General features: G+C 66.2%; 28 protein-coding genes. 3 read left to right on the forward strand and 25 right to left on the reverse strand.

Going from position 1 to position 24,908, the window contains the following annotated elements; all coding sequences use genetic code 11:
• Positions 1-330: 330 nt before the first annotated feature.
• The 19 genes from FBQ73_RS07000 to FBQ73_RS22900 form a co-directional block, all read right to left on the reverse strand.
• On the reverse strand, positions 331-1,011 hold the full coding sequence (locus FBQ73_RS07000; protein ID WP_138398750.1) for a hypothetical protein: 681 nt from the start codon (positions 1,009-1,011) through the stop codon (positions 331-333).
• On the reverse strand, positions 1,008-1,544 hold the full coding sequence (locus FBQ73_RS07005) for a hypothetical protein (protein WP_138398751.1): 537 nt from the start codon (positions 1,542-1,544) through the stop codon (positions 1,008-1,010). Before FBQ73_RS07005 ends, FBQ73_RS07000 begins: the two co-directional genes overlap by 4 nt.
• A 38-nt stretch (positions 1,545-1,582) precedes the next feature.
• The gene (locus FBQ73_RS07010) at positions 1,583-2,887 is read right to left on the reverse strand and encodes a hypothetical protein (protein WP_138398752.1); all 1,305 of its coding nucleotides are present in this window, start codon (positions 2,885-2,887) and stop codon (positions 1,583-1,585) included.
• Between the two features lie 342 nt (positions 2,888-3,229).
• Positions 3,230-3,673: a hypothetical protein gene (locus FBQ73_RS07015; protein ID WP_138398753.1), complete on the reverse strand. Its 444-nt coding sequence runs from the start codon at positions 3,671-3,673 to the stop codon at positions 3,230-3,232.
• 36 nt (positions 3,674-3,709) lie between these two features.
• Positions 3,710-6,013, reverse strand: a complete 2,304-nt coding sequence (locus FBQ73_RS07020) for a host specificity factor TipJ family phage tail protein (RefSeq protein ID WP_138398754.1) — start codon at positions 6,011-6,013, stop codon at positions 3,710-3,712.
• On the reverse strand, positions 5,998-6,507 hold the full coding sequence (locus tag FBQ73_RS07025; protein WP_138398755.1) for a C40 family peptidase: 510 nt from the start codon (positions 6,505-6,507) through the stop codon (positions 5,998-6,000). The genes FBQ73_RS07020 and FBQ73_RS07025 overlap by 16 nt, the downstream gene beginning before the upstream one ends.
• Before the next feature lie 9 nt (positions 6,508-6,516).
• Complete coding sequence (locus FBQ73_RS07030; protein WP_138398756.1) at positions 6,517-7,017, reverse strand: DUF1833 family protein; 501 nt, start codon at positions 7,015-7,017, stop codon at positions 6,517-6,519.
• Entirely contained in the window at positions 7,014-7,442 is a 429-nt protein-coding gene (locus FBQ73_RS07035; protein WP_138398757.1) for a hypothetical protein, read from the reverse strand. The genes FBQ73_RS07030 and FBQ73_RS07035 overlap by 4 nt, the downstream gene beginning before the upstream one ends.
• Positions 7,439-10,774, reverse strand: coding sequence for a phage tail length tape measure family protein (locus FBQ73_RS07040; RefSeq protein ID WP_170218771.1), 3,336 nt, complete (start codon positions 10,772-10,774; stop codon positions 7,439-7,441). The genes FBQ73_RS07035 and FBQ73_RS07040 overlap by 4 nt, the downstream gene beginning before the upstream one ends.
• Before the next feature lie 6 nt (positions 10,775-10,780).
• Positions 10,781-10,933: a hypothetical protein gene (locus FBQ73_RS22695; protein ID WP_170218772.1), complete on the reverse strand. Its 153-nt coding sequence runs from the start codon at positions 10,931-10,933 to the stop codon at positions 10,781-10,783.
• A gap of 83 nt (positions 10,934-11,016) precedes the next feature.
• Positions 11,017-11,349, reverse strand: a complete 333-nt coding sequence (locus FBQ73_RS07045) for a hypothetical protein (protein WP_138398759.1) — start codon at positions 11,347-11,349, stop codon at positions 11,017-11,019.
• A gap of 38 nt (positions 11,350-11,387) precedes the next feature.
• Positions 11,388-11,870 carry an iron ABC transporter substrate-binding protein gene (locus FBQ73_RS07050; RefSeq protein ID WP_138398760.1) on the reverse strand — a complete coding sequence of 161 codons (483 nt, stop codon included), beginning with the start codon at positions 11,868-11,870 and terminating at the stop codon, positions 11,388-11,390.
• 68 nt (positions 11,871-11,938) lie between these two features.
• Positions 11,939-12,364, reverse strand: coding sequence for a DUF4128 domain-containing protein (locus FBQ73_RS22700; RefSeq protein WP_170218773.1), 426 nt, complete (start codon positions 12,362-12,364; stop codon positions 11,939-11,941).
• Between the two features lie 2 nt (positions 12,365-12,366).
• Positions 12,367-12,723: a hypothetical protein gene (locus FBQ73_RS22705; protein WP_170218774.1), complete on the reverse strand. Its 357-nt coding sequence runs from the start codon at positions 12,721-12,723 to the stop codon at positions 12,367-12,369.
• On the reverse strand, positions 12,720-13,265 hold the full coding sequence (locus FBQ73_RS07060) for a DnaT-like ssDNA-binding protein (protein ID WP_138398762.1): 546 nt from the start codon (positions 13,263-13,265) through the stop codon (positions 12,720-12,722). The genes FBQ73_RS22705 and FBQ73_RS07060 overlap by 4 nt, the downstream gene beginning before the upstream one ends.
• A 3-nt stretch (positions 13,266-13,268) precedes the next feature.
• Positions 13,269-13,796 carry a hypothetical protein gene (locus FBQ73_RS07065; RefSeq protein WP_138398763.1) on the reverse strand — a complete coding sequence of 176 codons (528 nt, stop codon included), beginning with the start codon at positions 13,794-13,796 and terminating at the stop codon, positions 13,269-13,271.
• A 57-nt stretch (positions 13,797-13,853) separates the two neighbouring features.
• Positions 13,854-14,288: a hypothetical protein gene (locus FBQ73_RS07070; RefSeq protein WP_138398764.1), complete on the reverse strand. Its 435-nt coding sequence runs from the start codon at positions 14,286-14,288 to the stop codon at positions 13,854-13,856.
• A 69-nt stretch (positions 14,289-14,357) separates the two neighbouring features.
• Entirely contained in the window at positions 14,358-15,710 is a 1,353-nt protein-coding gene (locus FBQ73_RS07075; protein WP_138398765.1) for a phage major capsid protein, read from the reverse strand.
• 26 nt (positions 15,711-15,736) lie between these two features.
• Positions 15,737-16,852: an HK97 family phage prohead protease gene (locus FBQ73_RS22900; protein WP_210236688.1), complete on the reverse strand. Its 1,116-nt coding sequence runs from the start codon at positions 16,850-16,852 to the stop codon at positions 15,737-15,739.
• Between the two features lie 29 nt (positions 16,853-16,881).
• Here FBQ73_RS22900 and FBQ73_RS07085 point away from each other — a divergent pair, with 29 nt between their 5' ends.
• On the forward strand, positions 16,882-17,094 hold the full coding sequence (locus FBQ73_RS07085; protein ID WP_138398766.1) for a hypothetical protein: 213 nt from the start codon (positions 16,882-16,884) through the stop codon (positions 17,092-17,094).
• Here the strand turns inward: FBQ73_RS07085 and FBQ73_RS07090 are convergent.
• From FBQ73_RS07090 to FBQ73_RS07115, 6 genes are all read right to left on the reverse strand, one after another.
• A complete protein-coding gene (locus FBQ73_RS07090) occupies positions 17,085-17,564 on the reverse strand; it encodes an HK97 gp10 family phage protein (RefSeq protein WP_138398767.1) in 480 nt (159 codons plus the stop codon). The genes FBQ73_RS07085 and FBQ73_RS07090 overlap by 10 nt on opposite strands.
• Positions 17,565-17,626: 62 nt before the next feature.
• Positions 17,627-19,498, reverse strand: a complete 1,872-nt coding sequence (locus tag FBQ73_RS07095) for an ADP-ribosyltransferase (RefSeq protein ID WP_138398768.1) — start codon at positions 19,496-19,498, stop codon at positions 17,627-17,629.
• Positions 19,498-20,931 (reverse strand): phage portal protein, encoded by a 1,434-nt coding sequence (locus FBQ73_RS07100; RefSeq protein WP_138398769.1) that lies wholly within the window; start codon positions 20,929-20,931, stop codon positions 19,498-19,500. The genes FBQ73_RS07095 and FBQ73_RS07100 overlap by 1 nt, the downstream gene beginning before the upstream one ends.
• An 8-nt stretch (positions 20,932-20,939) precedes the next feature.
• Positions 20,940-22,337, reverse strand: a complete 1,398-nt coding sequence (gene terL, locus FBQ73_RS07105; RefSeq protein ID WP_138398770.1) for a phage terminase large subunit — start codon at positions 22,335-22,337, stop codon at positions 20,940-20,942.
• Positions 22,324-22,791: a DUF2280 domain-containing protein gene (locus FBQ73_RS07110; protein WP_138398771.1), complete on the reverse strand. Its 468-nt coding sequence runs from the start codon at positions 22,789-22,791 to the stop codon at positions 22,324-22,326. The genes terL and FBQ73_RS07110 overlap by 14 nt, the downstream gene beginning before the upstream one ends.
• A 243-nt stretch (positions 22,792-23,034) precedes the next feature.
• Entirely contained in the window at positions 23,035-23,655 is a 621-nt protein-coding gene (locus tag FBQ73_RS07115; protein WP_246089605.1) for a putative metallopeptidase, read from the reverse strand.
• Positions 23,656-23,845: 190 nt separating this feature from the next.
• Here FBQ73_RS07115 and FBQ73_RS07120 point away from each other — a divergent pair, with 190 nt between their 5' ends.
• Positions 23,846-24,502 (forward strand): YfbU family protein, encoded by a 657-nt coding sequence (locus FBQ73_RS07120; RefSeq protein WP_246089606.1) that lies wholly within the window; start codon positions 23,846-23,848, stop codon positions 24,500-24,502.
• A gap of 22 nt (positions 24,503-24,524) precedes the next feature.
• On the forward strand, positions 24,525-24,668 hold the full coding sequence (locus FBQ73_RS22710; protein ID WP_170218775.1) for a hypothetical protein: 144 nt from the start codon (positions 24,525-24,527) through the stop codon (positions 24,666-24,668).
• Positions 24,669-24,908 lie beyond the last annotated feature (240 nt).

The raw sequence follows: 24,908 nt of genomic DNA on the forward strand, positions 1-24,908 counted from the left end.
ACAGCACGCCACCTTCGGACTCTTCCACCGGAGTGACGCCGACGCGGGTTGCAACGAATAGCTGCACGTCGCCGACCATGATCGGGACAGCCGTGGCCCCTCCGTCCGGGGATTTCTCAAGGTAAAGCAATCCACTCCACGACCCAGAAAGCACCCACGCATTAAATGGGCGCCCGGCAGCGGGCGTATAGCTCCCCGCGACGGGGCTAAACCATGCGGTTGAGCCAGGGGCTGTCAAAGTTTCTTGTACAGGCGTTGGGCCGGTTCCCATGACGCGCTCTCCTCTTCCGAGATTTCAGATGATGCCGACGATCGAGCGCCGGAGACTGCCTACGGCGAGAACGAAAAGGCCGCGCACACGCAGCGCACCGAAGACGAAAACGTCCAGGTCGCCGATGCATTACTGTTGGCCGCTGTCAGGATCAGCGATGAGGCGAAGCCGCGGTTGGCGCTCGCCGGGGTATCGACCGTCAGCCCGGCGCCGGAGATAGTTGGTGTCACCAATGATTGCGTGATCACCGCGGACAGGACGAATCCACCGACTGGGGTATCGATGCTCGTGAGGGTCGCCGTGGTGGCCGCCGAGGAAGTGGCCGCGGAGGTGGTGTCGGATGGGCTTGAGCCTACCGAGACCCGGCCGGTAACCCGATAGACCGCGTATTCCGTCACGGCCGATGGCGCAATCGGATAGGTGATGACGATATTGCCGGATGCGCCAGAGGGCACTGTGGCGCGGGCGCAGGCCAACAAGCCGAAATTGCTTGGCAGGGTGTCCGAGCGCACCGTGACGGGCGCGGCAGTCACGCCACCAATCGATACCGAGCTGACTGACGCCGTCGTCATGACGGTGCTGAAGACCACGATGATCTCGCGATCGACCGCGGCGGCTCCAAATGAGACCCCCGGTATCGTCGTGGTGATTGCAGCCGCGACCGAGCCGGAGCCGATGAATTCGAGGGTGGCCGCGCCGGCGGCGGCGACCGAGCCCATAAGCATTCCGAGCATGCTCATGGAACCAGGCTTCCAGCGAGCACCCACTCATCGGTGCCGCGCTTGTAGAGGCTGGCCTGCGCATATTGGCCGGAGAGCTTGAGCTTGCCGCCAAAGCTGCGGATCGTGACGCCGGCTCCGGCAGCGATGGTGGTTTGCCCTGCCCCCATCTGGATCAACGGGATGACGGTGGTGAGCGGGAACGGGACCGCCGAGTTTGGTGGCACCGTCAGGGTGTTTGCGGAACCGGAGGTCATCTCCACTGCCTTGCCGAGGTCGGTAAGCGCCAGCGTTCGTGTCGCGGTGGAATTGGTGACCAGCCCTTCCAGCTTGCCAAGGGAGGCTCTGGTCGCCGCAGAATCGGCAATGGCCGCCGCCTGCGCCGCGCTCACCGGCTTGTCCGCATCGGCGGTGTTATCGACATTGCCGAGGCCGGCCGCCGCCTTGACGGCATCAGCCGGCAAAGCCCGGGTCACCAGCACCCCGCCGCCGGCGTCCTCGTTGACCAGGAACGCAGCGGCGTTCGACGCCGCCGGCAGGTTCGGCGTGCGCACTCCATCGGCCATGATCGGCCCTCCTCAATCTGGATTGGTCAGACGCTCACGGTCACCAGAACGGGCGTTCCGTAGGCACCGGTCGCGGTCACGGCGCAGGCGCCGAAGGTGTGGGCCCCGGGCGTCGCCGGCGGCGCGCTCAGGTCCCATGGGGAGACGGTGAGCAGTCCGGTGTGGAGATCGTCCATATCGTCCCAGCCCAGGCTGGCGCCGAGGCCGTGGCGGATCTTGATGCCGGCCGGCTCCACCGAGACCGGCCCCACCTCCAGCGCCCAAGCATAGTGCCAGGCGGTGCCGGTCCAGTGGGCCGCGAAGGTCGCCACGTCGCGGATGGTCGGGTCGGAGGACCCCACCACGTGGGTGGTGACCCCGCTCCAGTCGCTCCAGGCACCGGACACGGATGCCGCCCGTGCCCGCAGCTCCACCAGCTGCCCCGCCGTGTAGCCGGGGAGGAACAGCGTGCCGGAAACGGCCGCGAGGTCGGACACCGTCCAGTCGGCCACTCCGGCGAGGCGGTGCCCCACCTGATAGGAGACCGGCGCCACCGGGCCGCCGCCGGGCCGCATCGTCACCGCGATGGCCGGGACCACAGGCATGCTCGCGAGCGACAGCACCGCGTCCGTCCCGGTGAGGGCATAGGCGCCGGCATCAGCCGCCAGGACGTGGTTGGGTGCCTTGCCGATGACAGCGTCATAGCCGGTGAGCGCATAGGCGCCGGGAGCCGCCGCAAGGGTCCGGGCGCCCGACTTTCCCAGTGTCGCGTCGTAGCCGGTGAGGGTGTAGACGCCGGGAACGGCGGCGATCGCCTCACGCGTCGCCGCTCCGACGCTGAGGACGGCATCCATCCCGGTCAGCGCATAGGCGCCGGCGACGCCCCCGAACCGGTAGTCCTGGCCGTAGGAAAAGAGGAAATCGACGGTGCCGGATGTGGGATACGGGCCGGCAAGGCCCGCCCCGCTCCGGGTGTAGGACCCATCGTATCCGGACAGGGTATAGGTCTTGCCGTTGAGGATGATCTGCGCCGGGCGTGGCCCGGCCATCTGCACGGAAAACCCGCCCGAGGTCCATGCAATCTGCGTCGGCGCGCCGGACGGAGCCGAACCACTCGCCCAGGAGATCGAGCCGTAGCCGCCTTGCTGGTAGCCGTAGATGAACCCCGAGAAGCTTCCGACCGTGATGGTCCCGGCGAAGCCCTTGGTCAGGGCCGCGTCATAGCCCGTGAGCGCATAGATGCCAGGGTCCGCCGCCAGGGTCCTCCCGCCGCCGCGCGCAAGCGTGGCGGGGTATCCGGTGAGAGCATAAGCCCCAGCTGCCCCAATGAAGGTATGCTCGGGCGGCGCCACCTCATCCGTGTCGAATGTCGTAGTCCCAGCGGTCGGATAGGGGCCGCCCAGCCCGGGCCCTGTGTACTGTGCGTACCCATCGCCGTCATATGTGCAGACATAGTCATGCCCGAGCCAGGTGACCGTCAAATCTGCGGTGACGGGGGCTGCTGCAATCTGGATATCGGATCCATCCGCATTCCAGATAAACCCATATACAGCCCCGCCCTCGGGAGAAACTGAACCTAACGCCGGGATATATCCCGGCACTTCAGGATACAGGCCATAGTACCCGTCAAGTAGTGTCCCTGACCCATCCCCGATAGTGATCGTATAGGTGGTCATGGCCGCGCCGCCCTGCGATCAGGTAAGGGACAGGACGCGCCCAGGGGTACCCGCGGGGTCGAAATCGATCTTGATGCTCCCCTCGCCGACATTGGCGGTGACCGAAGATCCGTAGTCCCACCACTGGACCAGCGGCTTTGCCGGAGATGTCTGCGTGTCGTTGTACATGACGGCGTAACGGTAGGGGCCGATGGGACCACCGGTCGGCGTGGCGATGATCAGAGATGCGTTGGACATCAGGGTGTAAACGCCACCGGTCTGCGACGACGAAACAACAGTAATTGCCACGCCACCGGCCGTATATCCGTTCCCGGCTGCAATTTCGGTCAGATCCGCTTTGACCGAATTACCCACAATGGGGGCCGTATTGGTCAGCATGATCTTGAACGTATCAGACGCGAAATTATGAACCTTCTCAGCAATCGCTTCAGCGGTGCCACTGAACTTTACGGGGGCTACCATGTCATTCACCTTCTGAGGTTGAGGTGGGGATTGCGACTACGGGCCGATGATCGAGCCCGAAAGCACCTCGAAGATCACCGGCACCGCCGGGGCGATCAGGCTCACGCCGGCCTCGGCGCCGACGCGCCCGCTCCAGGCCGGTGGCGTCTCGGCGTCCGTCTCCGCCTCGATCTGCGGCGCGTGGTCGATGAGGATCAGCTTGGCGGTGAGGTCGTCGCCGATCTCCACCCCCTTGACGATGCACTCCAGCGATTCCTCGGCGGCATGACCGAACATGGCGAGGTCGCCCGGCGCGGGCGCGGGGCCGGCCCCGGTCAGCGAGATGGCCCGCGTCTCGCCGGGCGCGGTGTGCACGCCGCGCAGGATCGAGGCGCCATCCTCCGCCCGGAAGCGGCAGGCATAGGCCTTGCCCGCTTCCATGGTGACGATCTCGTCGAGGGTGACGGTGGAGCCGCTGACGGTGCGCACCCGCGCCGAGACCTGCGTGCGGTCCAGCACGTCATGGGACAGCCGCACCAAGTCGCCGCGGGTATTGGCGAGGTGCTCCCAGTCCATCTGGACCTCATAGGTGTCGGGGCGGTGCTTCAGCTCGTAGCCGCGCCGGCGGGCCTCGCGATAGATCAGGTCGGGATCCGTGATGCCGGGCAGCGCCAGATCTTCCACCACCCCCGGCTCGCCGTAGAAGTCCGGCAGCGGCACCACGCGCTCGGCTTCCTCGTAATCGTTGGTCTCGTCCCGGAACTTGATCCGGAAGCCATCGGGCAGGCGCGCCAGCGGGCGCCGGCCGGAGAAGCCCCAGGAGTTGCGGGGCGAGATGTGGCCGCGCACCACGTCCATGATGCGGTCGATCACCACGCCCCACCGGCCGCCGCGGTCCTGCGGGGAAGCCCGGCCCGCCGCGGCGATGTCGGCCAGCACGTCCGCCATGGACCCCGATACATCGTGAACGCGGTCATAGGTGAGGCCCTTGAGTGCGCACCACTCGTGCCAGTCCTCCAGCGCCTCCATCTCATCCGTCGAGACCGGATAGGTCGCAGCATTTCCAGTCAGCACGTGGCGAAAATGGCTGGCGGGATTGCGCGTCGCCCGCGCGATCCACGTCCCGCTCGCGCTATCCCAGTCGGGGAGCACGCTGCGCCCGAGCACGGAAAAGCCGTCGAGGGTGCCGTTGAGCTGGTTCGTCGCCTTGATTTTGACGGCCACCAGCGCGAGCGGTTTGCCGAAATTGAGGGGGTATTCCGGCCGATAGCCGCGCAGCGCCACCCAGTCCGAGCGAGTTGAATAGGCGTAATTGGGATCGGCGGTGAAATCATCCCAGTTGATGCTGGTCCGCATCAGCTCGACTTCATACTGCCCACGCTCCGGGAAGCTGAAATAGAACGTTCTCAGAAACGGATTGGAATTATTATCGCTCACATTGAACGTCATTGTCGTCCATGAGGCACCTCCGACCTTGCGATACCTCAGTTGAAAGTCTACGCCCCATGAATATTTTACGGTCGTGCTGCCCTTGCTTACCGCATACAGCCCCTGTGCGAAGGCGATATCGACCGAGGCACGGTCCACGTCCGGCGCAGTGACCTGCGTGTGCACTCCAGATTGCAAAAGCTGGATCGAAATGGCGTCCTCGGACACCTGGTTGGGATAGATCGTCACCGGGCTGTCGCTGGCATAGCCCTCGCGCACCTCGACCGTGACGCCGTCATATTGCGAGATGGGCGTGGTGCCGATGCGCATCTCGGAGGTCGGCAATTCCAGAGGCCCGTATCCGCAGCAGAACAGGGCGATGATATAGCGGTCGTTGCCGCTCGCCTCGGTGTAGGGCTTGGCGCCATAGACCGGCGCCCAGCGCATCTCGCCCAACAGCCGCGGAACAGCGCCGTCCGGGTTCAGCGAATTCTGCATCCCGGAAATCGAATAGGTGGGGCTGGCGTCTCCGCTCGCCGCCTGCTCTTTGCGCACCGGAACCAGCGCATTGATGAGCAGCGTGCCGCCCGCCAGCACGGCAGCAGAGATCAGGCTCGCCCCCAGAGTACCGAGGCCCGGCGCCAGCAGGTTGCCGATGGTCAGTGCCGCGATGGCAACCACAATGGTGAGCACCGCCCGGAGAGCGCCAGAATCGCCCGGCAGCAGCCGCACCAGCACTTCGGCGCCGGGCTTCGGGCGCACCACGTGCCAGTGCCGGCGCTCGATCACGTGGCCGGCGACCAGCACCCGCACGTGCTCCACCGGCGCGCCGGGGGCCGCCAGGCCCACGATCTCGGCGAGGCTCGCCCCGGCCGGCGCTGTCATCGACAGGCGGTCGGCCGGGTCCAGGCGCTGCATCACGATGATGGACATAGGGCCTCGTGGCGATAGATGGCGATGAGACGTGCCGCCCAGGTGGGCGCGCGATAGTCCTCGATCCGGCTGTCGTGGCCGTCCGAGACGTGGAGCATCAGGCCAGGGCGCACCACCACCCCCACATGGAGCGGCCGGCCGAACACCGAGAACAGGGCAATGTCGAATGGCTGCTCACGCCCAGGCGGGACCTCTCGCCACGTCCTCTGCGCGATGGCGCCGGACAGGGCCGCAGCTATCTCCGCCCGCTCCCCGACCGACGCATAGGCCTCCGTGTAGCTGGGCAGCGTGATGCCGCGCTCTTCCGCAAGCACCAGGCGCACCAGCCCGTAGCAGTCGAGCCCGCCCCTGCCCCGCCCCAGCGACACGAAGGGCAAGCCGAGGTAGCTTCCGGACCAATGGCCACCGAAGTTCACATCCGTGCGCCTCCGGCCATCGACCACACTTTCCGAAATGGAGGTCTCAGGCGGTGCGCCGCGGAAGATCACATTCATGGAAACCCCTCAGAACTGCCCCGGAAAGCGATCCTTGGTCATGCGGTCGCAGGGCCACGGCTCACTGAGGTAGGCCTCGCGGGACAGCGTGAGCGTGATCTGGTTGGCGTCATAGCTCACATCGACCGTCAGCAGCCCGTCGAAGGGCGCCTCCACATGGTCAGGCGCGGCAGAGGTGACGATCTCCAGCAGCACCGTGGCCGGCCCGCGCATCTGGCGCACCAACTTCACCTGGTCCGCCGCCACGTTCTCGAACACCAGCTGCGAGGCCGGCGCCTCATCCTGCTTGTCGTCGGGCCACGCCGCCCGCATGGCGGCGAACAGATAGACCTCGCTCCGGCTCACGGTGCCGTATTGCAGCGGGTCAACGGAAAGCCGCTGCGTCGGGTCCGTCGACAGCCGGACCGGCTCATCAAGCATTGGATGGGTGATGGTGGCGAGCACCACCGGCACCACGTCCGTGGCCTGCCCCGTCAGGGCCTGCCGGAGCGTGAGCGACAGCGACCTCATGGCAGGATGTCCAGCGAGAAGGCCGCGCCGAACAACACACCGCTCTGCGCATCGAAGGCAATGCCGTCCTGCCCGAACATCACCAGCCACCACGAGGTGATGACGAGAGGCGCCCCGTTCTCAGTCAGCAGCGGGGCGCCATCGGCCGTCAGCAAAGCCAACCCGTCCATGGTCTGGTCCGGAAACCAGAAGGGCAATGAACCGCCGGCCACGCCCTCAGCCCAGAACCGATTGAGCCGCGCCTTCTGGTCGAACCCCAGCCACAGCCGGGCGCGGACGGGCCGCGTCGCAGCCGAGGTACGGCGGCGCATCTTGGGCGGACCGGCATCCATGGACTGGCGAAGGCGCCCATCGGCAACGCCCTCAGAATAGCCGTCCACCAGGACGCGCTGCGGCAGGTCGGAAGGCCAGAAAGGGACCGTCATCGCCGCACCAGTGCCGGCCGCACGTTGTAGCCACCGAGCGTCTGCTGTGTCCGCGACCCACGCTTGCGCATGCTCGCGGCCACCTGCTCATCGAAGAACACGTCGAGGCGGCGCCCGCCGTTTCCGTCGTCGCGCTCTTCGGCCCGCGTTCCGGCGGGCGCGCCGTGGAACGTGACCTGCGTCGGCGGGGTGGTTACCGATACTGCCGGTCTTCCCCCGATCCCTCCGACGTCAGGACGCTGCACACGATCAAGGTTGAGAATGTGCCGAGGATCATCTCGCCGCAGCACCTCTTCGTTAAGACGGAGGATCGCGGGGCGCTCGTCGGGGCCAAAAAACCCGCCTCCGGAGTGGAACTTCGGCGCTCCGAGGAACGCCAGGGCCGACACGTTGCGAGTGGATGGCGCGTTGTCGTTCACGATGCCCCCGACATGATAGATGCCGGTGGTGAACCCAGATCCGGTCAGGGCTGGCAACGCGCCACCAGACGATAGCCCCCCTGTTAGGCTCCCGAAAATGCTGGACAGCACTTTGTTCGCTGCCATCTCCATCAGCTTGTCCACGACCTTGTTCAGCGCATTGGTGAGCGCATCAGACATGCCCACACCGTTGCGGAGGTCCGAGAGAAACCCCGTCAGCGCGCTTTCCCCGATGCTCTTGGTCTCGCTCAATGCTTGGTTGAGTCGCAGAACTTGTGCGGTCGGGGAGTTCAGGTCGACGGCGAGCCCCGCCGTACGCAGTGTAGAGGCGATCTGCTGGTCGCCGGTCGATCGGCCGAGCTGGTCGCGCTCGAATGCCGCGTCATTGAGGAGTTGAGCCTCGCGAAGAAGCGCGTTCAGCTTCGCCTGCTCAGCGTTCCGGGCTTTGAGCGCTGCAAGCTCGGTCTGGTTCACGACCGTCCCGTTCTGTGCCGCCTCCCGGATCAGCTCCTGCTCAGTCCGTAGGTTGGCAATCGCCAGTTCGCGTTGTTCAGCGGTCGCCCCCACCATCCGGCTTTCAAGCTGCTGCTGGGCGATGGCCTCCTGTGCTGCCTGCATGCGCTGGCGCGCGGCCTGGGACATGCCGGCATAGACCTGCGCGAGCGCCTTGATCTTGCCATCCTCGGCTTCGGCTGCAGCCGCCGCATTGGTCGCGCCGCGCTCCTTCGCGCGATAGGCGTCCAAGGCCGCCTGAGCTTCCGCGCGCTGTGTCGGCGTCGCCGCCCGGATGACCGCCAGCTCCATCTCACGCTCTCGGCGCAGCTTTTCGGCAACGGAGAGCAGCTGCCCGTCGTTCCCGGCGAGCGCCTGGATCTGGTTATTCACCCCCTCCAAAGTTTCCCGGTAGAGCTGGGTGTTTCCGGTTCCCTTGTCGATGGCCGCCTGCAGGGCCGATGCCTGCTTCGTCAGGCTCTCCAGTTCGTCGATGCGCGGGTCGCGCTCCTGGGCGATGACCTGCGCAGCCTTGGCAGCAAGCTCGTCCTGCTTCTTTGCCGCGCGCTCCTTCTCGTCGGCCTGCTTCTTGTAGAGATCCGCCAGCTTCTGCTCGTTCACCTGCAGCGAGGCTGCTGCCGCTCCGGAGGCGCGACCGCGCGGTCCCGCTGCGGTAATGCGCTGGTCAGCGACCAGCTTTTCGAGCGCCTTGATCTGCGCATCGAGGTCCGGTCCCTCGAACAGGGAATTGATGGCCTTACCCATGGCGACATAAGCGCCATCGGCGAAACCGGCGACACCCTGCCACGCACGGCCGAGCGCGGTCACATAGGTCGTCGCACTCGGCAGCGCTTTGGTAAGTTCGTCCAGCAGGACCTTCTGGGCCTGCCCCTTCTGGTTCGTGTCAGCCAGATTACGGATGTACCGGAGGGTCTCGACGTTCAGAAAGTTGAGCTTCTGGTCGAGGTCCTGTGCGCCCTTGGCCGGATCGGCGAATGCGGCCGCGAGGTCCGCTCCAGCCTCGGCGAGGTCCTTCTGGGTGAGCGCGGCATACCGCGTCGTCACCTCGATGAGGCCAATGAAGGTTTCCTTCCCGATCTTTCCGGTCGAGGCGAAGGCCGCAGTGAGATCCCGTGACGCGCTCACCGAGATCTTGCTCGCCGCGGCTCCCGCTTCGGCGATCGCCTCAAGCTGCGAGACCGTCGCGTTCGTGGAGCCTCCGAGCCCCTGAAGCGACCTCTGGAGCTGGTACTGACCGTCGAGATAGCTGGAATAGGCCAATCCAGCGGCGATGCCGATGCCTGCCAGGCCGGCGGCGACAGCACGGGCCGGCGTCACCAGCCCCATGAGCCGCTCGCCGAGGTACTTCAGCGACCCGGTAACGCCGCCCTGCCCTTCCTGCAACACCTGGTAGACCTGTCCGGCCTGCGACGTGATGATCTGGAACGGCGAGGCGCCCATGAGCGCCATGGTGGCGACGTCGTTCATTTGCCGGGACAGATTCATCATCTGGTAGCCGGCGAGGCCTGAACTCTTGGCCACATGATCAAGCTGGACGACCTGCGTCGCGAACGCGGTCTTGGTCCGGTCCAGCGCGGCCGCCCGCTCACGCTCGCTGATCGCGCCGACCTTGGCCGCCTCGTTGATCTCCTGCAGGGTCTGCCGGTATTGCTGACCGGCGGCGTAGAGGGGATTGTACTTGGCGCGCAGACGATCCAGTTCGGCGCCATAGGCCGCGATGTCCGCCCCACGATCGGGTGTGATCGTCTGGCGCGCCACGGCCGCCTGTGCTGCGGCCTTGGCCGCTGCCGCCTGATTGCGCAGTGCGCCTTCAAGCCTCCGGATCTGAGCGACCTGGGCCTCATAGACCGCCGTCGTCCGGGTGATCGCGTCCGCCCGCTCCTTCTCCGAGATCGCGCCGACGCGCGCGGCTTCGGCGATCTCCACGATAGTCTCGCGGTGCTGACGCTCCGCGGCGAACAACGGGTTGAACTTCGCCCGCAGGTCGTCCAGAGCTTCCCCAAAGGCGGCTATGTCCGAGGCCCGGCCGGCCGCATCGGCGAGGGGCCTGACACCAACGCTCCGGTTGATCTGCTGCTGGACGCGCAGCGCATTGTTGACCTGGTCGATTGCCCGGACATAGGCCACGGTCGGGGCGATCGCGTTGCGGCCGAGCGCTACCGCCGCCGCCTCCACCGACCGAGCCGCCGTGGTCGCCTGCTCAAGCGCGGCCCGCGCGCCCTTCGTCTCCCGCGTGATCTGATCGATACCGCGGCCGGCCGCTTCCGCCGCAGAGGCAAGGTCATCGTTCGCAGCCTCGGCCCGCTTCGACGAATTGACGAACTTGTCGAGTTCCCGGGAGGCCTTGGCCGCCGGCGCAGAATCGATCGCGAGCCCGAGGCGGGCGATATCGTCAGCCATATTGGCTCAGCCCTTTCTCTTTGCCCCGAGCCCTCTAAGCATCGCGGCAACGCCCGGCCCGTCCTTCGCGGACACGCCCTTCAGCTCTTTCTCAGCGGAGCCGAAGATCGCCTTGAGCATCGCTGTCCGCCCTTTGAAGGCGGCCACAATGCCGGGCATCGAGGTGTCGAGGGTCTCGGCCTCGGTCCACCCGAGCCACCCCGTACCCACTTCGAAAAGCCAGTCGTGAAACTCCGACTGGCTCAGGCTTCCCCCGAGGGGGCGGCCTCCCCGTCTTCGATCTCCTTAGGCTCCTTGCCGCCATTGGCGAGAAGCTGCACGAAGCGGGAGAGCGGCGCCGACAGCGGCGCGATGCCGGTCGCGTAGACCTTCCCCTCGACGTCGGAGACCTTCTTGCCGAGGCCCGCCGCGACGATGGCGACGTAGGTGGAGAAGTCGAAGGTCGCGAGGCGCTGGTAGGCCCCGATGAAGCCTCCCGCCGAGGCACTGACCTCTTTCGCAGCCCGGAGGGTGGAACGGAGCACATGCGTCTCGCCGTCGAGAACGATCTCGACCTCGCCCTGGTTCGCAGACATGAAGACCTCTTTGGTTGGTGAAGGGGATGTTCCCAGGCTCAGGGCGTCACGGCCGCCGGCACCTCGTAGATCTCGGAATTGATCCCGAGGTTGAACACGGACGTCGTGACGCTGTCGTTGGCCCCGAAATTGTTCCGGCCGGACATGACCAGCGCACGGAAATAGAAGATCGAGTTGGTGTGGCCCACCGAAGGAGCGTCGGCCGCGACTACTTTGATCGCGTACTCGAATTTCGTCTTCTCGGCGGCCTTGAGCGCGATCTGCCCGACGTCCAGCGGATCCCGGCCGACGGTGAGGGCCAGCGTGCCGGCATCACGCGCGCCCTTGAGCTTGCGCGTGCGGGCATCGCCGATCGAGGCGAAAGAGACGGACGAGGATTCGTCGCCGAACTCGCCGAGGTTCTGCACCTCCCCCACCTCCACATAGGTGAGGGCCGCGAACTCGGCGGTCGTATCGGCGGCATCGGCGGTCACGGCCGGGCCGATGTAGATCTTGGTGCCGGAAGTGGTGGTGACGGTCATGGAAGGGCTCCATCAGGATGGCGCGCTTGCCCAAGGCGCGATTGGGCGTTGCAGCCGAAGCCGCAGGATCAGGGCGCGACGCAGCGCCAGCGAATGGTGACCGGGACCTGCACCCAGTCCGGCTGCTCGATCGGCGGCGCCACGTCCGGAGGCCGGTTCACCTCCACCATGCGGCCATGCCGGGCGATGCGGGTTCCGCGCTCGAAATGGCCAGCCACCTGGCCGGCGAGGTCGAGGGGCTCGATGATGCCCTTCCCGGGCTGCCAGAAGACCGACACCTGGAAGAGGCCGCGAAACTCGCGGCCCGCGTCGAAGGCGAGGCCTGTTGCGCTCGTCGTGTTGGGTAGGTGCGTGGCGGACAGGAAGGGCACGCCCACGGTCGGCGAGAAGGGAACGCCGGGCCAGGCGATCGGACGGGCTGGCGTCAGCACGAGCTGCGACAGATGCCAGATCAGGGCGTCGGCGATCTGGGCCTCGGGGCGTGAAGCCGCCATGGTCAGCCCTTCACGAAGATGAGGTAGGCCGCCGGCGTGCCGGCTGCGGGAATGGGCTGGATCTTCAGGATCGCCCGCGGCGTGCCGTCGATGATGACCCGGTCCGTGATGAGAGGTTCGACCTCGGGGACGGCGCAGCGGACCATCAGGTCGCTGGCCGTGACCAGCGTCCCATCCACATAACGCGCCGTCACGCCGCTGACCGTGGCATTGAGGCCGTAATTGACCGGGACCGCAACGGGCGGGTTCCAGGCGTCGCCGCCCTCGCCCGGCACGTCGCGTTGTAGGCTGACGACGCCCTGGCCGAACTTGGTGAAGAGCTTCGACGCGGTCTGGCGCGCCCGATCGCAGATCGTCATGCCCAGTACCAGGTGGCTTGGCCGCCCTGCGAGCCATCGAGGATCGGGCCGAGCATCCCGGTGACCACGCCATAGCTCGTCTCGGCCGGGGCGCCGTCGAAATACTCGACCTCGACCGCGCCTTCGATCTTCTCCCGCTTCACACGGCCGCCGCGGTCGGCGTCCTGTGCCAAGGGGCCCGAGAGTGCCCGCGGCGCCAGTTCCGCTGCGCCCCTCTTCAGCATCGGCGGCAGGGCGGGGAGCGGCACGTTCCCCGGCCCGAGAACGGCGAGCGGGTCGCCGGCTGCATCCAGCCCTCCGGTGCGCGGCCATTCGAGGCCCTGCTCCCAGCCCTTCCGGATGCCCCGGTAGGACGCGCCGTAGATCGCGTCCAGATATGCCGACGCGGCGCGGAGCGCGCCTTCCTTGCTGGCCTCGGTTGCCGCCGCCCAAGGCGCCGCCAGCGCATCCTGCGGCCGTGCGGCCCAATAGGCGTCAGCCTCGGCGACGGAGGCATAGCTTTCCGCGCCCGAGACGCCGGTGCCGTCCTCGATCACGAGCATGGCTCAGCCCTGCATCTCGGCGAGCTTGGACGTAGCCTCTTCCTTGGTCAGGGCGTCCTCGGTGAGACGCTCATCACCACGGTAGACCGCCCACTTGCCGCGCCCGACGTGGCGAACGGAAAGCTCCGCGACGTTGGTCTCCGCGCCAGCAGCGGCCTCGGCGTTCCCCGCCGAGCCGGCCTCGCCGCCCTGGTTGATTGCCGCGGCCGGCGGCTTGACGCCCTGACCTTCCCCGGCACCGGCCGAAAGCGAGGTGCCTTCCACCGACCCTGCGCCCTCGGCGGCGTCCACCGGCTCCTTCGGGGGCTCCGGGTCAGCAGCGCCTTCGGCGGAACTCGACTTGTTCTCCGGGGTACCCTGGAAGGCCTGAATCTCCGGAGCGCCCGGCAGCGCCTTGACCTCCGCCACGAAGCCGCTGGCGTACAGCCCCGTGAAGTGCGGCCCGAACTCGCGCTCCTCGCCGCCGGAGAGATACTCGGCCTTCATCCCGTCTTCGAGCCACGGGAAAGGCTTCAGAACGACACCGCGCATGGCTCACGCCTCCTGTGGTCGATCGGCAGGGGCCCGTCGGACCCCCGCCAGATCCGGTCAGCCCTGGCCGAAGCCCTTGGCAAGCACCGTGGAGCCCTGCTGCGCCGGGCGCTGGAGCGGGACGAGGATCGCGACCATCTCGCCGAAGGCGATGTTGGCCACCGTGCTGGTGATGACGGCCTGCACATAGCGCTTCCGGGGCTTGAAATACTCGACCACCAGCACCTTGCTGGCGAGGTCGTTGGTGGCGCCCGACACGGCCGAGGCCACTGCCGCGTCGACCACCGTCATACCGGCGTCGGCGTTGGCGTCGTTTTCCTCGAGCTGGATCTTCGCCACGCCGGTCGCGACGCTCGCGGTGACCGGCACAGCGAACATCACGCTCTCGTAGCCCTGGGTGTCGATGATCGCCGAGTTGCTGTCGGTGTTGTTCGCCGCGGCGACGGCCGCCTTGACCCACCGGACCTCGGCGTTGTTGAGAAGACCATGCATTGGGGAGCCCTCCTCCGGGCGGGAATGAAGAGAGAGGGCCGCTCGCGGCGGCCCCCGGTCAGATCAGGATCAGGCGCTCACGACCATGAGGGCGAAGGCCTCGAAGTTCGTCACGTCGCCGCCCACGCGCCGGCGGGAGTAGAACTCCACGAACGGCTTGGAGCTGTAGGGATCGCGCAGGGTGGTGATGCCGAGGCGATCCACGACGGTGTAGCCGGCGCGGAAGTCACCGAAGGCGATCGGGAGCGCGCCGGCGCCCACCACCGGCATGTCGTCGGCCTGCCGCACCGGATAGCCGAGCAGGATGGACGGCTTGCCCGCCTCCAGCCCAGGCCGCCACAGGTACTGCCCCTGGGCATCCTTGAGCAGCGCCACCGAGCCGACGGTTCCGCGCTTCATCAGCCAGGACCCGTTGGCGAGGTAGGCCTCCTTCAGCGAGAAGGTCATGTTCACGAGGCCGTCGGCGGTGATGTTGGTCGCATGACCGGAGTTCACCTGCAGGATCTTGCCCCGCGCGTAGACGCCCGACGCCGCCGCCGGATAGGTCAGGATGCCACGGGGCTTCTTGACCCCGTTGCCGACGATGAAGGCGGAGGCCTCGATCCGGGCGAACTTGTCGGAGATCTTGTTCGCCAGCCAGCCCTCGATGTTGATGGATGCGTCTTCCAGCATCTGCTGGGTCGCCCGGGGCTTCGCCGCCATTTCGAAGACCGGGATCGCCTGCAACCCGATCTGCGGCGTGCCGGTTTCCAGCCGGCCCTCGGTCTCACCGACCCAGCCCGCCGAAGCCTCATCGTCATCAATCGGGATTTCCAGCTTGTCGGTGCCGATCGTCTCGATGGTCGCGAGCTGGCGCAGCGGAGAGGTTTCCCAGATCCGGGTCAGGATCCGCGCCGAGGTCGCGGTCGGCACGAGATAGCCTCCGTTGGGGTCCGAGCCCACGGAGAGCGCCTTCGCCTCGATCGGCTTGTCGTCGCGGCGCAGGTAGAGCGGGAACGACTTGGTCCATGCCCGATAGCCGTCCATGTCGAGGCCGGCCGGATCGATGGGACTGCCCACCTTGAGCGAGCCGGCGACGGCGGCCTTCGTCTCGAAATAGGCCAGGGCGTGCTTCTGCTCCTCGCCCTGCTCCTTGGGATCGCCGAGGGGGGCCCGGCGCATGGCGGTCGCGACCTGGTCGGCCTGGGCCTTCAGCTCACCGACGGTCTTCTCGATCGCGGCGTGTTTCTCGGAAACGGAGGTGGTGAGCGCGTCGATCTGCGCCTTCACCTCGGGCCGATCGGCGGACTTCTTGGCCTCCTCGGCGAGCTTGCGCACGTCGGCGAGGTCCTTCTCCATCGAGGCCTTCAGCCCGGAGACATTGTCGCCAAAGCCCTTCACCTCGCGCTCAATGCGCTCGAGCACGTCATTTTCAACGGGCATTGCGCCCTCCTATGAACGGGGTGATGTCAGAGACCGGCCCGGATGCCCTTGATGGTCCGCAGCAGGTCGTTCATCGCGCCGTCCTCATCCCGAGGCTCCAGCGACTTGAACCCGGACGAAGCGATCGACTTCGCCTGGGCGTGCGAGAAACCGAACTTCTCCCGAAGCCCGGCCTCGAATTCTCGAATGGTGCGCGGCGGGCCGGCCTTCACGCCGGTGACGCCTGCGGCCGGGTTCATCGCGAAGGTGACCAGGCTGACCTCCATCAGGTCGAGCTTGACCAGCTTCCGGATCCCGGCGGCCCGGTCGATCTCGTCCTCGAGGGTGGCGTAGCCGATGGAGAGCCCGTCCAGAGCACCATCCTTGAGCAGCGCGTAGGCCTCATCCGCCTGCTTCACGCCGGCAGTGAAGCGGCCCTTCACGAAGAGCCCGTAATCGTCCTCGCGCATCTCGGTCCATACGCCGATGGGCCTGCGGGCGTCGTGCTGCCACAGGAGCTTGGGCAGCTTGCCCTTCGACCGCCACGCGGACAGGCTTTCCGCGAAGGCGCCACGCACGATGAGGTCTCGCCCCTGGTCGACGTTGCCGAATACAGCGCCGTAGCCGGTGAAGGTGCCGGCATCGCCAACCTCCTTCAGTTCCAGAGCGAAGCTCTTGATTTCCATGGCGCGCCGCCCCTTTTCACTCGCCCGGACCCGGTCGGCCCAATCCTCATCGATCTCCGCGAACTCTTCGGGCCCGAAGATCAACTCGCCGCCGAACGGCTCGACATTGCCCAGGTCGACGCCCGCCCTGTCGTAGGTGATCGTCACGTGCGGCCGGTACCCGTCGTGGTCCCAGGACGCGCCGATGTCGCGGAAGGCCTGCCAGCGCTGGGCAAGTTCAGCGTGCTCGAACCGCAGCACCACGGCGCCCTTGTCCCCGAGCGGCTCAACCGAACGCGGCCCGCCGGCCCGGGCACGCACCTGGTCGAAGTGGTCACCGGCGTCCGCCCAGTCCACGGGATCGCGGCTGTAGGCGACGGTCACGTGCAGATCGTCGGCGGGAACCGTCTTGGCAAACCCCTGCCCCTTCGCCCAATCGATCAGTTCCGCGCCGTTCAGCAGGGGCCGGCTGACATAAAGCGTCCGGGGTTCCCCCATCGCTCCGTTCTCCGCTATGGTCTGAGCCGATGGCACGAAAGCTCCGCCCCCTCAGCGACACCGAGGTTCACGACCGTCTGGTCGCCGCTGCTGAATCCCTCGGGTACGCTCCGGGGGAGACCACGCGCGGAAACACCGCCATCGCGACGGCGCGGCGAGCGCTCGTGATGCTCCAGCTCAGCCTCGTCAAGGCGATGGAAGAGAGCACCGACAAACTGGACGGCGTGCGAAATCAGGACTGACCGAGGCGGGCCTTGAGCTCGCCGGTCACCTCGCCGACGATCTGCCCCCACTTCTGGGCCGCCGAGCGCACGAACGCTTTCCCGGCCTGATTGTAGGTCCGCCCGAGGCTGTCCTCCCCAACGAAGCCATATTCCAGCCGGCGGGCATAGGCGGCGCCGTAGGTCGCATAGATCGTATCGCCCAGTTCAGCACCCGCGATCACCAGGGCAACCTGCCCGGCATCGAAGGCCTGGACGGCGCCCTCAAGTGGGGGCTTCAGAGTGCCCGATGCTGGGGTGCCGAGCGTCGCCTGAAGGCTGGCGCGCAGGAAGCCCGTGTCGACCGGCATCCGGCCGCCCGCGCCCTCCGGCGTCTGCATGTCGCCGATCACCCGTTGCGCGCTCTCGCGGAAGACTGCGACCTGACGCGTCTTCACCTTTTTCGCCCAAGCATCGACCTGGGCCGCGAAGCTGAGGTTCTGGTCAGCCACACCCGCCTCCCCAATGAAAAAGCCCGCCGAAGCGGGCCATTTCTCAGCGATTTCCGGTCCAGTCAGCGAACGCGCCGCCCGGCGCCACCAGACTGCATCTTGTCCGCCAGTCGGTGTTCCGCGTCCGATTGCGGTTCACGCCACTGATCGAAGATCCGCTTGGCCTCGTCCGAGAACCCTCCGCCCAGCATGACGCGATCGTCGGACTTTTTGTCGTCCGCGACCTCCTTGAGCTTGATCTCGTAGACGTTCCCGCGCTTTGCCATGCCGGTCACGATAAACCGCGTGCCCGCCTTGAACAACACCTCGTTCTCATTGCGAAAGCGAGACAGGGGCTTCACGTCCACGCCGGACAACCCCTCGATGATCATCCGGACATTGCCACCGAAGGAAAACCCACGGCCCGTCGACGTGAAGGCCGGGAACTCGACAGCGGCACCGACAGCATAGGTCGACGTGATTTCGGCATCGCTGTAGACGTTGAGACCTCGGGTCACGAGGCCGGTTTCCTTCCTGGTGACGGCGTCCAGCGCGCCATTCAGCGCGTCTGAGATTATCGGGGTGAGCCAATTCCCCGTGCCTTCCCGCAGATCCTTGTTCAGCCGACGGTAGCCACTGCCGGTGTACCAGTTGATGAGCCCAGCCTGCCCAATCGAAAGCCCCCTGTACGGCGCGGGCGCACTCTTGAGGATGGTCTCGATCTCCTTGCGCCAGGTCGGATGGGTCGGAGTGAGCAGTTCATCAGCGACGCGATCTGCAAGTTCCGACGGCACACGGGGCCACGCCGCCCCGTCCGGGCCATAGCGCTGAGGCAGCAGGACCGGTTCCGGTGGCAGCGGCTTCTTCGGCTTGGGCGGCGCCTTCGGCTTTGGTGCTGGCTTCGGCTTCTGCTCTGCCTCCACAGCCTGGGCGAGGAAGTCGACTTTCGCCTCGCGCCAGCAGCGGCACCCGATCCTGTTGGCCGCAGAGGCGTTGGGATCGCCGGGAAAGCGGATCGGGCCCAGCGGGGACGAGAACGGCGTGCCGTGCGGTGCCCCCTTCTCGTTCATGCCGGGGATCATCGCGTGCGAGTGGCGCACCCGCTCATCCGCCGCCGTTCGCCAGAAATAGCGCACGTGGCTGCTCTGCAGCGCGCCCTTGTCGATCGCCTGCTGGTACGCCTCCTCCTGCGACTGGTGCAGGGCCGTCATTGCCTCGGTCCGGCCGATGGTTTCGCCGCGCAGGAGCAGCAGCCGGTCGGAATATCGACCGACCATCTTCTCCGCCGCGGCGGCGTCGATCGGCTTCCCAGCAGCGATAGCCTTGCGGATCGCACCGTCGAACTTCCGGTCGCGCCGCACCCGCGCCAGCGCATTACGAAGCTGGGCCTGGTCGCCGGAAAGCAGTTCGGCCCGGTAGCGCTGGACGTATTCCAGCTGCTGCGAGGTCAGCCCGATGAGGCCGCCCTGACGCGTTCTAGTCACCGGGTCGAGGCGCCCAACCAGGTCGAGGGCAACGTCGCGCGGGTTGAGGCCGCGGGCCATGCCATCGGCGAGGACAGTCCTGATCACCTGCCGCTGGTCTTCGATGATCTCGCGGATCAGAGTCGAGGACTGGTCCTTCAGCCACTGCTCGGCGCGGTCGTTCCGGGCGTTGAACTGCACCACCATGCGCAGCCCGTCCGGGGTTTTCACCGGCGGGATGGTCTGGGCCGTCTTCCCACCCCCCTCCTCGAACGCATCGGAAATCGACTGGTCCAGCTTCCGGAACGCCGCCGGATCGAGACCGATGGCCAGCAGGGCGCCGCTGATATCGCCCTTTTCCAGCATCGTGGTCAGGGCGCCGACCTGCGCCGAGCCCTTGATCGAGGCGATCGACGCCTTGAACGCCTTTGCGATTTCGGGCCCGTGCTGCGCCACCAGCTCGAGCAGGTACTTCTTGGTCGGCTTCGCCATCAGGGTGCGGCCGGATCGGCCTGGTTGTCGGCCGCCGGTTGCCCAGGGTCACCCAACGAGGCGGCAGCATCCTCGGCGGCGCGCAGATCGCGCTCGGCTGTGAGGGCGGCGAGAAGCTCCTCGTCCGTCTGGACGCTCAGGCCGATAGATCTGGCATACCGCCAGAGCATCTCGATCGGCAGCGCATCCTTCGTGTAGGCGTCAACGAGGGCAGAGAGCACCTGCGCGTCGGGGTCGAACTGCGTGGCGTCAGGGAGCGGCTCGTATTGCAGCGCGTCCCGCGCCTCATCGCGGGTGATGAGGCGCTTCTCGAACAGCTCGATCGTCGCCTTCCGTTTCGATTCCCGCCGGGGCTCCAGCGCCGGCACCTCGTCGAGGTCCACCCCGAGACGCAGGCGGTCGCCGAACCGCGGGGTGAGCCACGCGTCAAGCGCGTCCACGGCCTTGTCCACGAGGGGCAGCACCGTATCCTCGTAGAGGCCCAAAGTTGCCTCGCGGACATTGTTGTATGTGCTCGCCCCCGGCACGATCAGGATGTGGGGTACCCCGAAGGCGGTGCAGATATCCCGCGCCGCGTCGTCCTTGCCGGCGCCGAAGTCCATGTCCTTGGGCGAGATGCCCATCTCCTGCCAGTCAACGTTCCCGCCGAACACCATGGGCCGGCCAGCGTTTTCAAAGCCGCCGTGGCGCTCCTTCAGCCTCGCCTCGGCCGCTTCCACCGCCTCTTTCGGTGCGGACTGGGCTGTGCCGTTGACCACGACCGGCTTGAAGACCAGCGCGCCGCTCGGCCGGGCGCCGTTATCCAGCAATGCCTTGTTGTGGGCTGAAGCCGCGTTGTGGCGGTCAACGGCGTAGGCCGCCGGGTCCACCCGCGACAGGCCGTACCAGTCGTCGATGGGGTGGAACTCCTTCAGGTGCAGGATCGGGCCCTCGCCCGTCAGCAGATCCACCTGCCACGTCATCTTCTGGCCGTTGGCCTCGTACTCGTAGGCCTCCGGGCGGCCGTAGGCGCCGGGGATCACCCGCGTCCGGTCGGGGCGAAGCGTCCACAGCTCGCGCGGCGGCTTGCCGTCGGCGGGCGCGACCGCCTCGAGGTAGGTGTTCCCGGCGAGCAGCAGGTAGGCGTAGAACGCCTCGAACAACGAGTGACCGCCGATGCCCGGCGCCGGGCGCCTGAGCAGGTCGAGAAGGGGGCTTTCTTCCACCTCCCGCCCCTTGGTGTCCGCCAGGAGCCAGGGGATTGTCGCGGCTGCCGAGGCGATCATCTTCACGCACCGATGCGCGACCGCGTTCCGGACATAGGCCTCATCGGCGATCCGGTCATAGCGGCGATCAGTCCAGACGGGCTGGCCGACAGTCCACGCCGAAATCACCGAGCCGGCGGCGCTCGCCTTGGTTTGCGGACGCCGGCCGAAGGGCCACCAGGATGCCATGTTGGTCCTCAGCTTCCGACGTACCAATCGAATGGGTCGTTGATCAGCGCATTAAAGGCGCGGCTTGTGCTGTCGGCATCGTCGTCGTGCGCCGCGTCGGGGAAACCCTCCAAGGCGGCGAACCATTGCTCATTCCAGGCACCGCGCAGCACCAGCACGTTGCCGGCCTCGGCCTGGGCCGAGAACGGGCCAAAGCGGGTGACCTTGTCGCCGCTCTCCAGCGTGATCCGCACGTTGAAGCCGGTGAGGAGCTTCGCCAAAGACGACTTCTGCGCTTTGCCGGCCTGCCCGGGGTCCTGCGGCAGCGAGATTTCGACCTCGTGGCCGTCTGCAGACGCGGTGTTCTTCAGCAGGGTCTCAACACCTGAAGGCGACCAGTGGCCGGCGACGTGGTGGGCAACGATGAAGCGCCCGTCCGGCAGTTTCCCGAGCTTCGTTCCCGCCGTGGCGTCCGGGTCGTTGCCCTCGGTCTTCGGCGTCCCCGCAAGGTCCCAGCCACGCACCCAGCGCGCGCCGGCCGGCACCGCATCCACGACCTGGCACCACCCGCGCTGGAATAGCAGGCCCGCCGCTGGCCGGATCTTCCAGTTGCCGCCAAGGAGCCGCTCGCGCTCGACCGTGGGCAGCGCCATCAGGTTGGCGATGTAGCTCGGGTCCGCCGCCATCAAGGCGCGGTTGTCCGTCAGCTTCGCCGGGATGAACGTCACCGACTTTGGCGGAATTGGCTTCTGTTCGCCAAGTTCGTCAGGCGCCGTGTACTGCGCAAGATCCTCGGGCCGGTCCGCCCAAATGATGGTGTCGCCGATGCGAACGAACCAGCGCAGCACACCGGAACGCTCAGGAATCGCCAGCCCGGTGACCGGGTCGATCCACCAGGCGATAAACCGCGCCACCCAGCTGTCGGCGTCCGGGTTGCAGGTGGCTCGGATGTAGGGCCGCACCCCGCTCATGGAGCGGTTGCGGCTGACCATGTACCAGAACTGCTTCTCGCTGAAGTGCGTCAGCTCGTCGAAGCAGATCAGCGGGATCTGCGCGCCCTGCCAGTTCAGGACGGTCTTGTCGTGCTCCAGGTGGCCGAACGACACCGCAGCGCCGGACGGGAACGTCCACGACAGGTCCGGCGCCACCCGCGGCGTCGCGCCGATCAGCGGATAGAGCTTCTCGCTCTCATCCCACAGCCCGCCTTCGTTGCGGACCTGCACCAGCGTGCGCCGGAAGAACACCGCGCCGAACTGCCGGTTCGCGACATGCCGCAGCGGCTCCATGAGGAGCGCCCACGTTTTGCCCCCCCCCGCCGCTCCGCCGTAGATGGCGATGTCCGCTGGAGACCCGAGGAACGTCGTCTGCGGGCCCAGCTGCGGTCGGATGATCGTGGGGCTCCCCTGCCCCGCCTCATGACCTCCCATTGTCCGGCAGCTGGAAGATCGTCACCGGCGCCGGTGCGGGCAGGTCCTTCCCGTCCTTGCCTGTGTGCTCAAGCTTGTGGCGGTTGGAATAGGCGTCGCCGCATTCCTTCGCTGCCTGCTCATGCAGCTGAGCGGCGAGCGCCATGTTGCCCATGCCCTCTGCCTTCTCTGCCATTCGTTGCAGGGCGCGTAGGCGCACAGCACGATGGGAGATCGCGATCTTGCTCGTGTCCTCGAGGAAGGCCTTCCGGGTTTCTTCGAAGAGAGCGCGCCAGCGCGCCGCCGTGTCCGATCCCGCCGCTTTCGTTGGGTCATGGGTCTCAACCAGTTGCCGGCTCACCTCGATGCCGAACTCCTTCTTGACTGCCGCAGTCACAACGGACGGCGCGTCGAAGCAGGCGAGCGCTTGCACGATAAAGGTCTTCACGTCATGGTTGAGCTTGGCTTTGGCCATTGTGGTGTCAAGGCCGGGTCAAGGAAGGCAACATGGACTTATCCAAAATGAGTGAATCAGGGCTGAGGATGATGCACCGCTCAATCCGAGCGTCGCTCGAAAGTGACCTAGCCAACCAAAACAAGACTGACCCCTACTATGGGGTTACGGAATATCCGGACTGGGCTAATTGGCGCGACGAGCTGGAGGATGAATTGAAGCAGCGAGAGCTTTTGTTCGACCCGATCGTGTGGGAGTAGCCTATTAGGCAGCGCTTCGCCCGCACGTGCCACAAAGGTGAGCGACACGCGCCCCACTGATCTCCGGGCCTCGGTTGGCCGCCTCCACCAGATCGCGGACACCGGTGGCTTCGGCGCCATAGCGGCGAACCACCCCGACGAACTCCTCCACATCGTGGCCTCGCATGGTCCAGATCGGCTGGCCGTAGCGATTGAAGCGGGGGGCGCCGAAAGGATCGCGCTCCTGGCCGCAGTGATAGAGCTCATGTTCAACCAGAGCGCAGAATTCGGCATCCCCGCATTCGGCGGCATAGGTCGCGTCGATGGTGATGATGAAATCCGGCACCTCGCCGAACCATCCCCTGACCTGCGCCTCGGCGCGGGCCTTCGCCCACTTCCCCATCGCGCCCTGGGGCTCGCCCAATTCCGCCTGCCCGATGATCCGACGGCCGCGCCGGCTGTTCTCGACGTTCGTCCAGAGGAAGCCGATGTCGGCTAGGCGGAGGTGGGCATGATCCTCGTTCACCAGTGCCGCGTCTTCGGCGATGACGGCAGTACCCGCCCATGCTTGCAGCTCGGGCGTGGGAACGAACTGCGCTTCATCACCATTCAACAGATAGACCGGCGGCCGGGGGCGTCGGGACACGGCGCCAATCTCGCTCAATAGCTTAACTGTCAATTAGGCCGCCCATCTCGGCAGATGCCGGTTAATCATCTGCTTTCGTCTTGCTACTTGCCAACCTGCAAAATGTACGGCATATATACGTACTCAGTGGTCATGATACGTATTTTGAGATTGGACGATGCCCCCAAAAACGGAACGCTTCGAGATGCGGATGGACGCCGAGGCCTTGGCGCTCATCGATAACTGGCGCTCGCAGCAGGATGATCTGCCATCGCGCGCTGAAGCAATTCGGCGCTTGGTCGAGGCTGGATTGCGCCGACAAGGGGAAGATCGTGAGATGCGCCCGTCCCAGACGGAGCGTCTGATGCTATGGATGTTAGCGGAAGTATTAAAACAAAACCCAGAATATGACAATATAGAAACGGCAAACTTAATTCAGAAGTCGGTATATGGCGGACACTTCTGGGCACTTAAGTGGGAACTTGTTGGAATATTGCATGATCGAACCGTGTCCAATGCCGACGTCTCGTTCGTCGCAGATGTGCTGGACATGTGGAGTTTCATTGAAGAGGCAGGAGAGACGCTCGGCAAAGCTGACCGCAGCAAGTTGGTGAACGCCACGGGGCCTTGGAATGATAAGCCGAAATTTAGCGGCTTTGACGGCAATAACGAGGGCCTCTATTTGAGCATCGCCACGTTTATGGTGAAGGAGATGAACCGATTCGAGCGCTTCAAGGATCGCTCTCTCAACTCTCACTCACCGTCGATCAACCGCAATCGGGCGATGCTGGCGATATTCGAACCCATGAGAGGATCGCTGGTCGGGCGCTCGCTCAATGTGGATGAACTGATCGCAATACTCCAATAGCCTTTATCGGTTCGGCACATAGATGTCGTACCTCCAGCGCAACGGCGCGCTGTACCGTGGCGAGTACCAGGAGATGCTCGCCGCATACATGGAGAGCGTGAAAAGCACCAAGGATCCGGTGATGCTCGCCCTGCTCCACGATCTGCGCATGAGCCTGATGGACTGAGTTGCCGGCCTCTCAGCCGGCGCGGGCCAGATGCTTGCCTTTAGCGCCGTGCTCGCCGCCTTTGCGCCCGGAGGCCTGCTGGTCAGTCCGCACCTGGTTGCGCGCCGAAGCGCGAATTGGTGCCGGGAATTTCTACGGGGCTTCTGTTCGCCCCCGGCAGGCTACGCGTTTGTGACCGATCCCCGCTTCTACCAAGTCCGACATATCCGGCCGGTAGGACTTGGAACGACTTGCCCGAAG

Source organism: Xanthobacter autotrophicus (assembly GCF_005871085.1).
Lineage (GTDB): Bacteria > Pseudomonadota > Alphaproteobacteria > Rhizobiales > Xanthobacteraceae > Xanthobacter > Xanthobacter autotrophicus.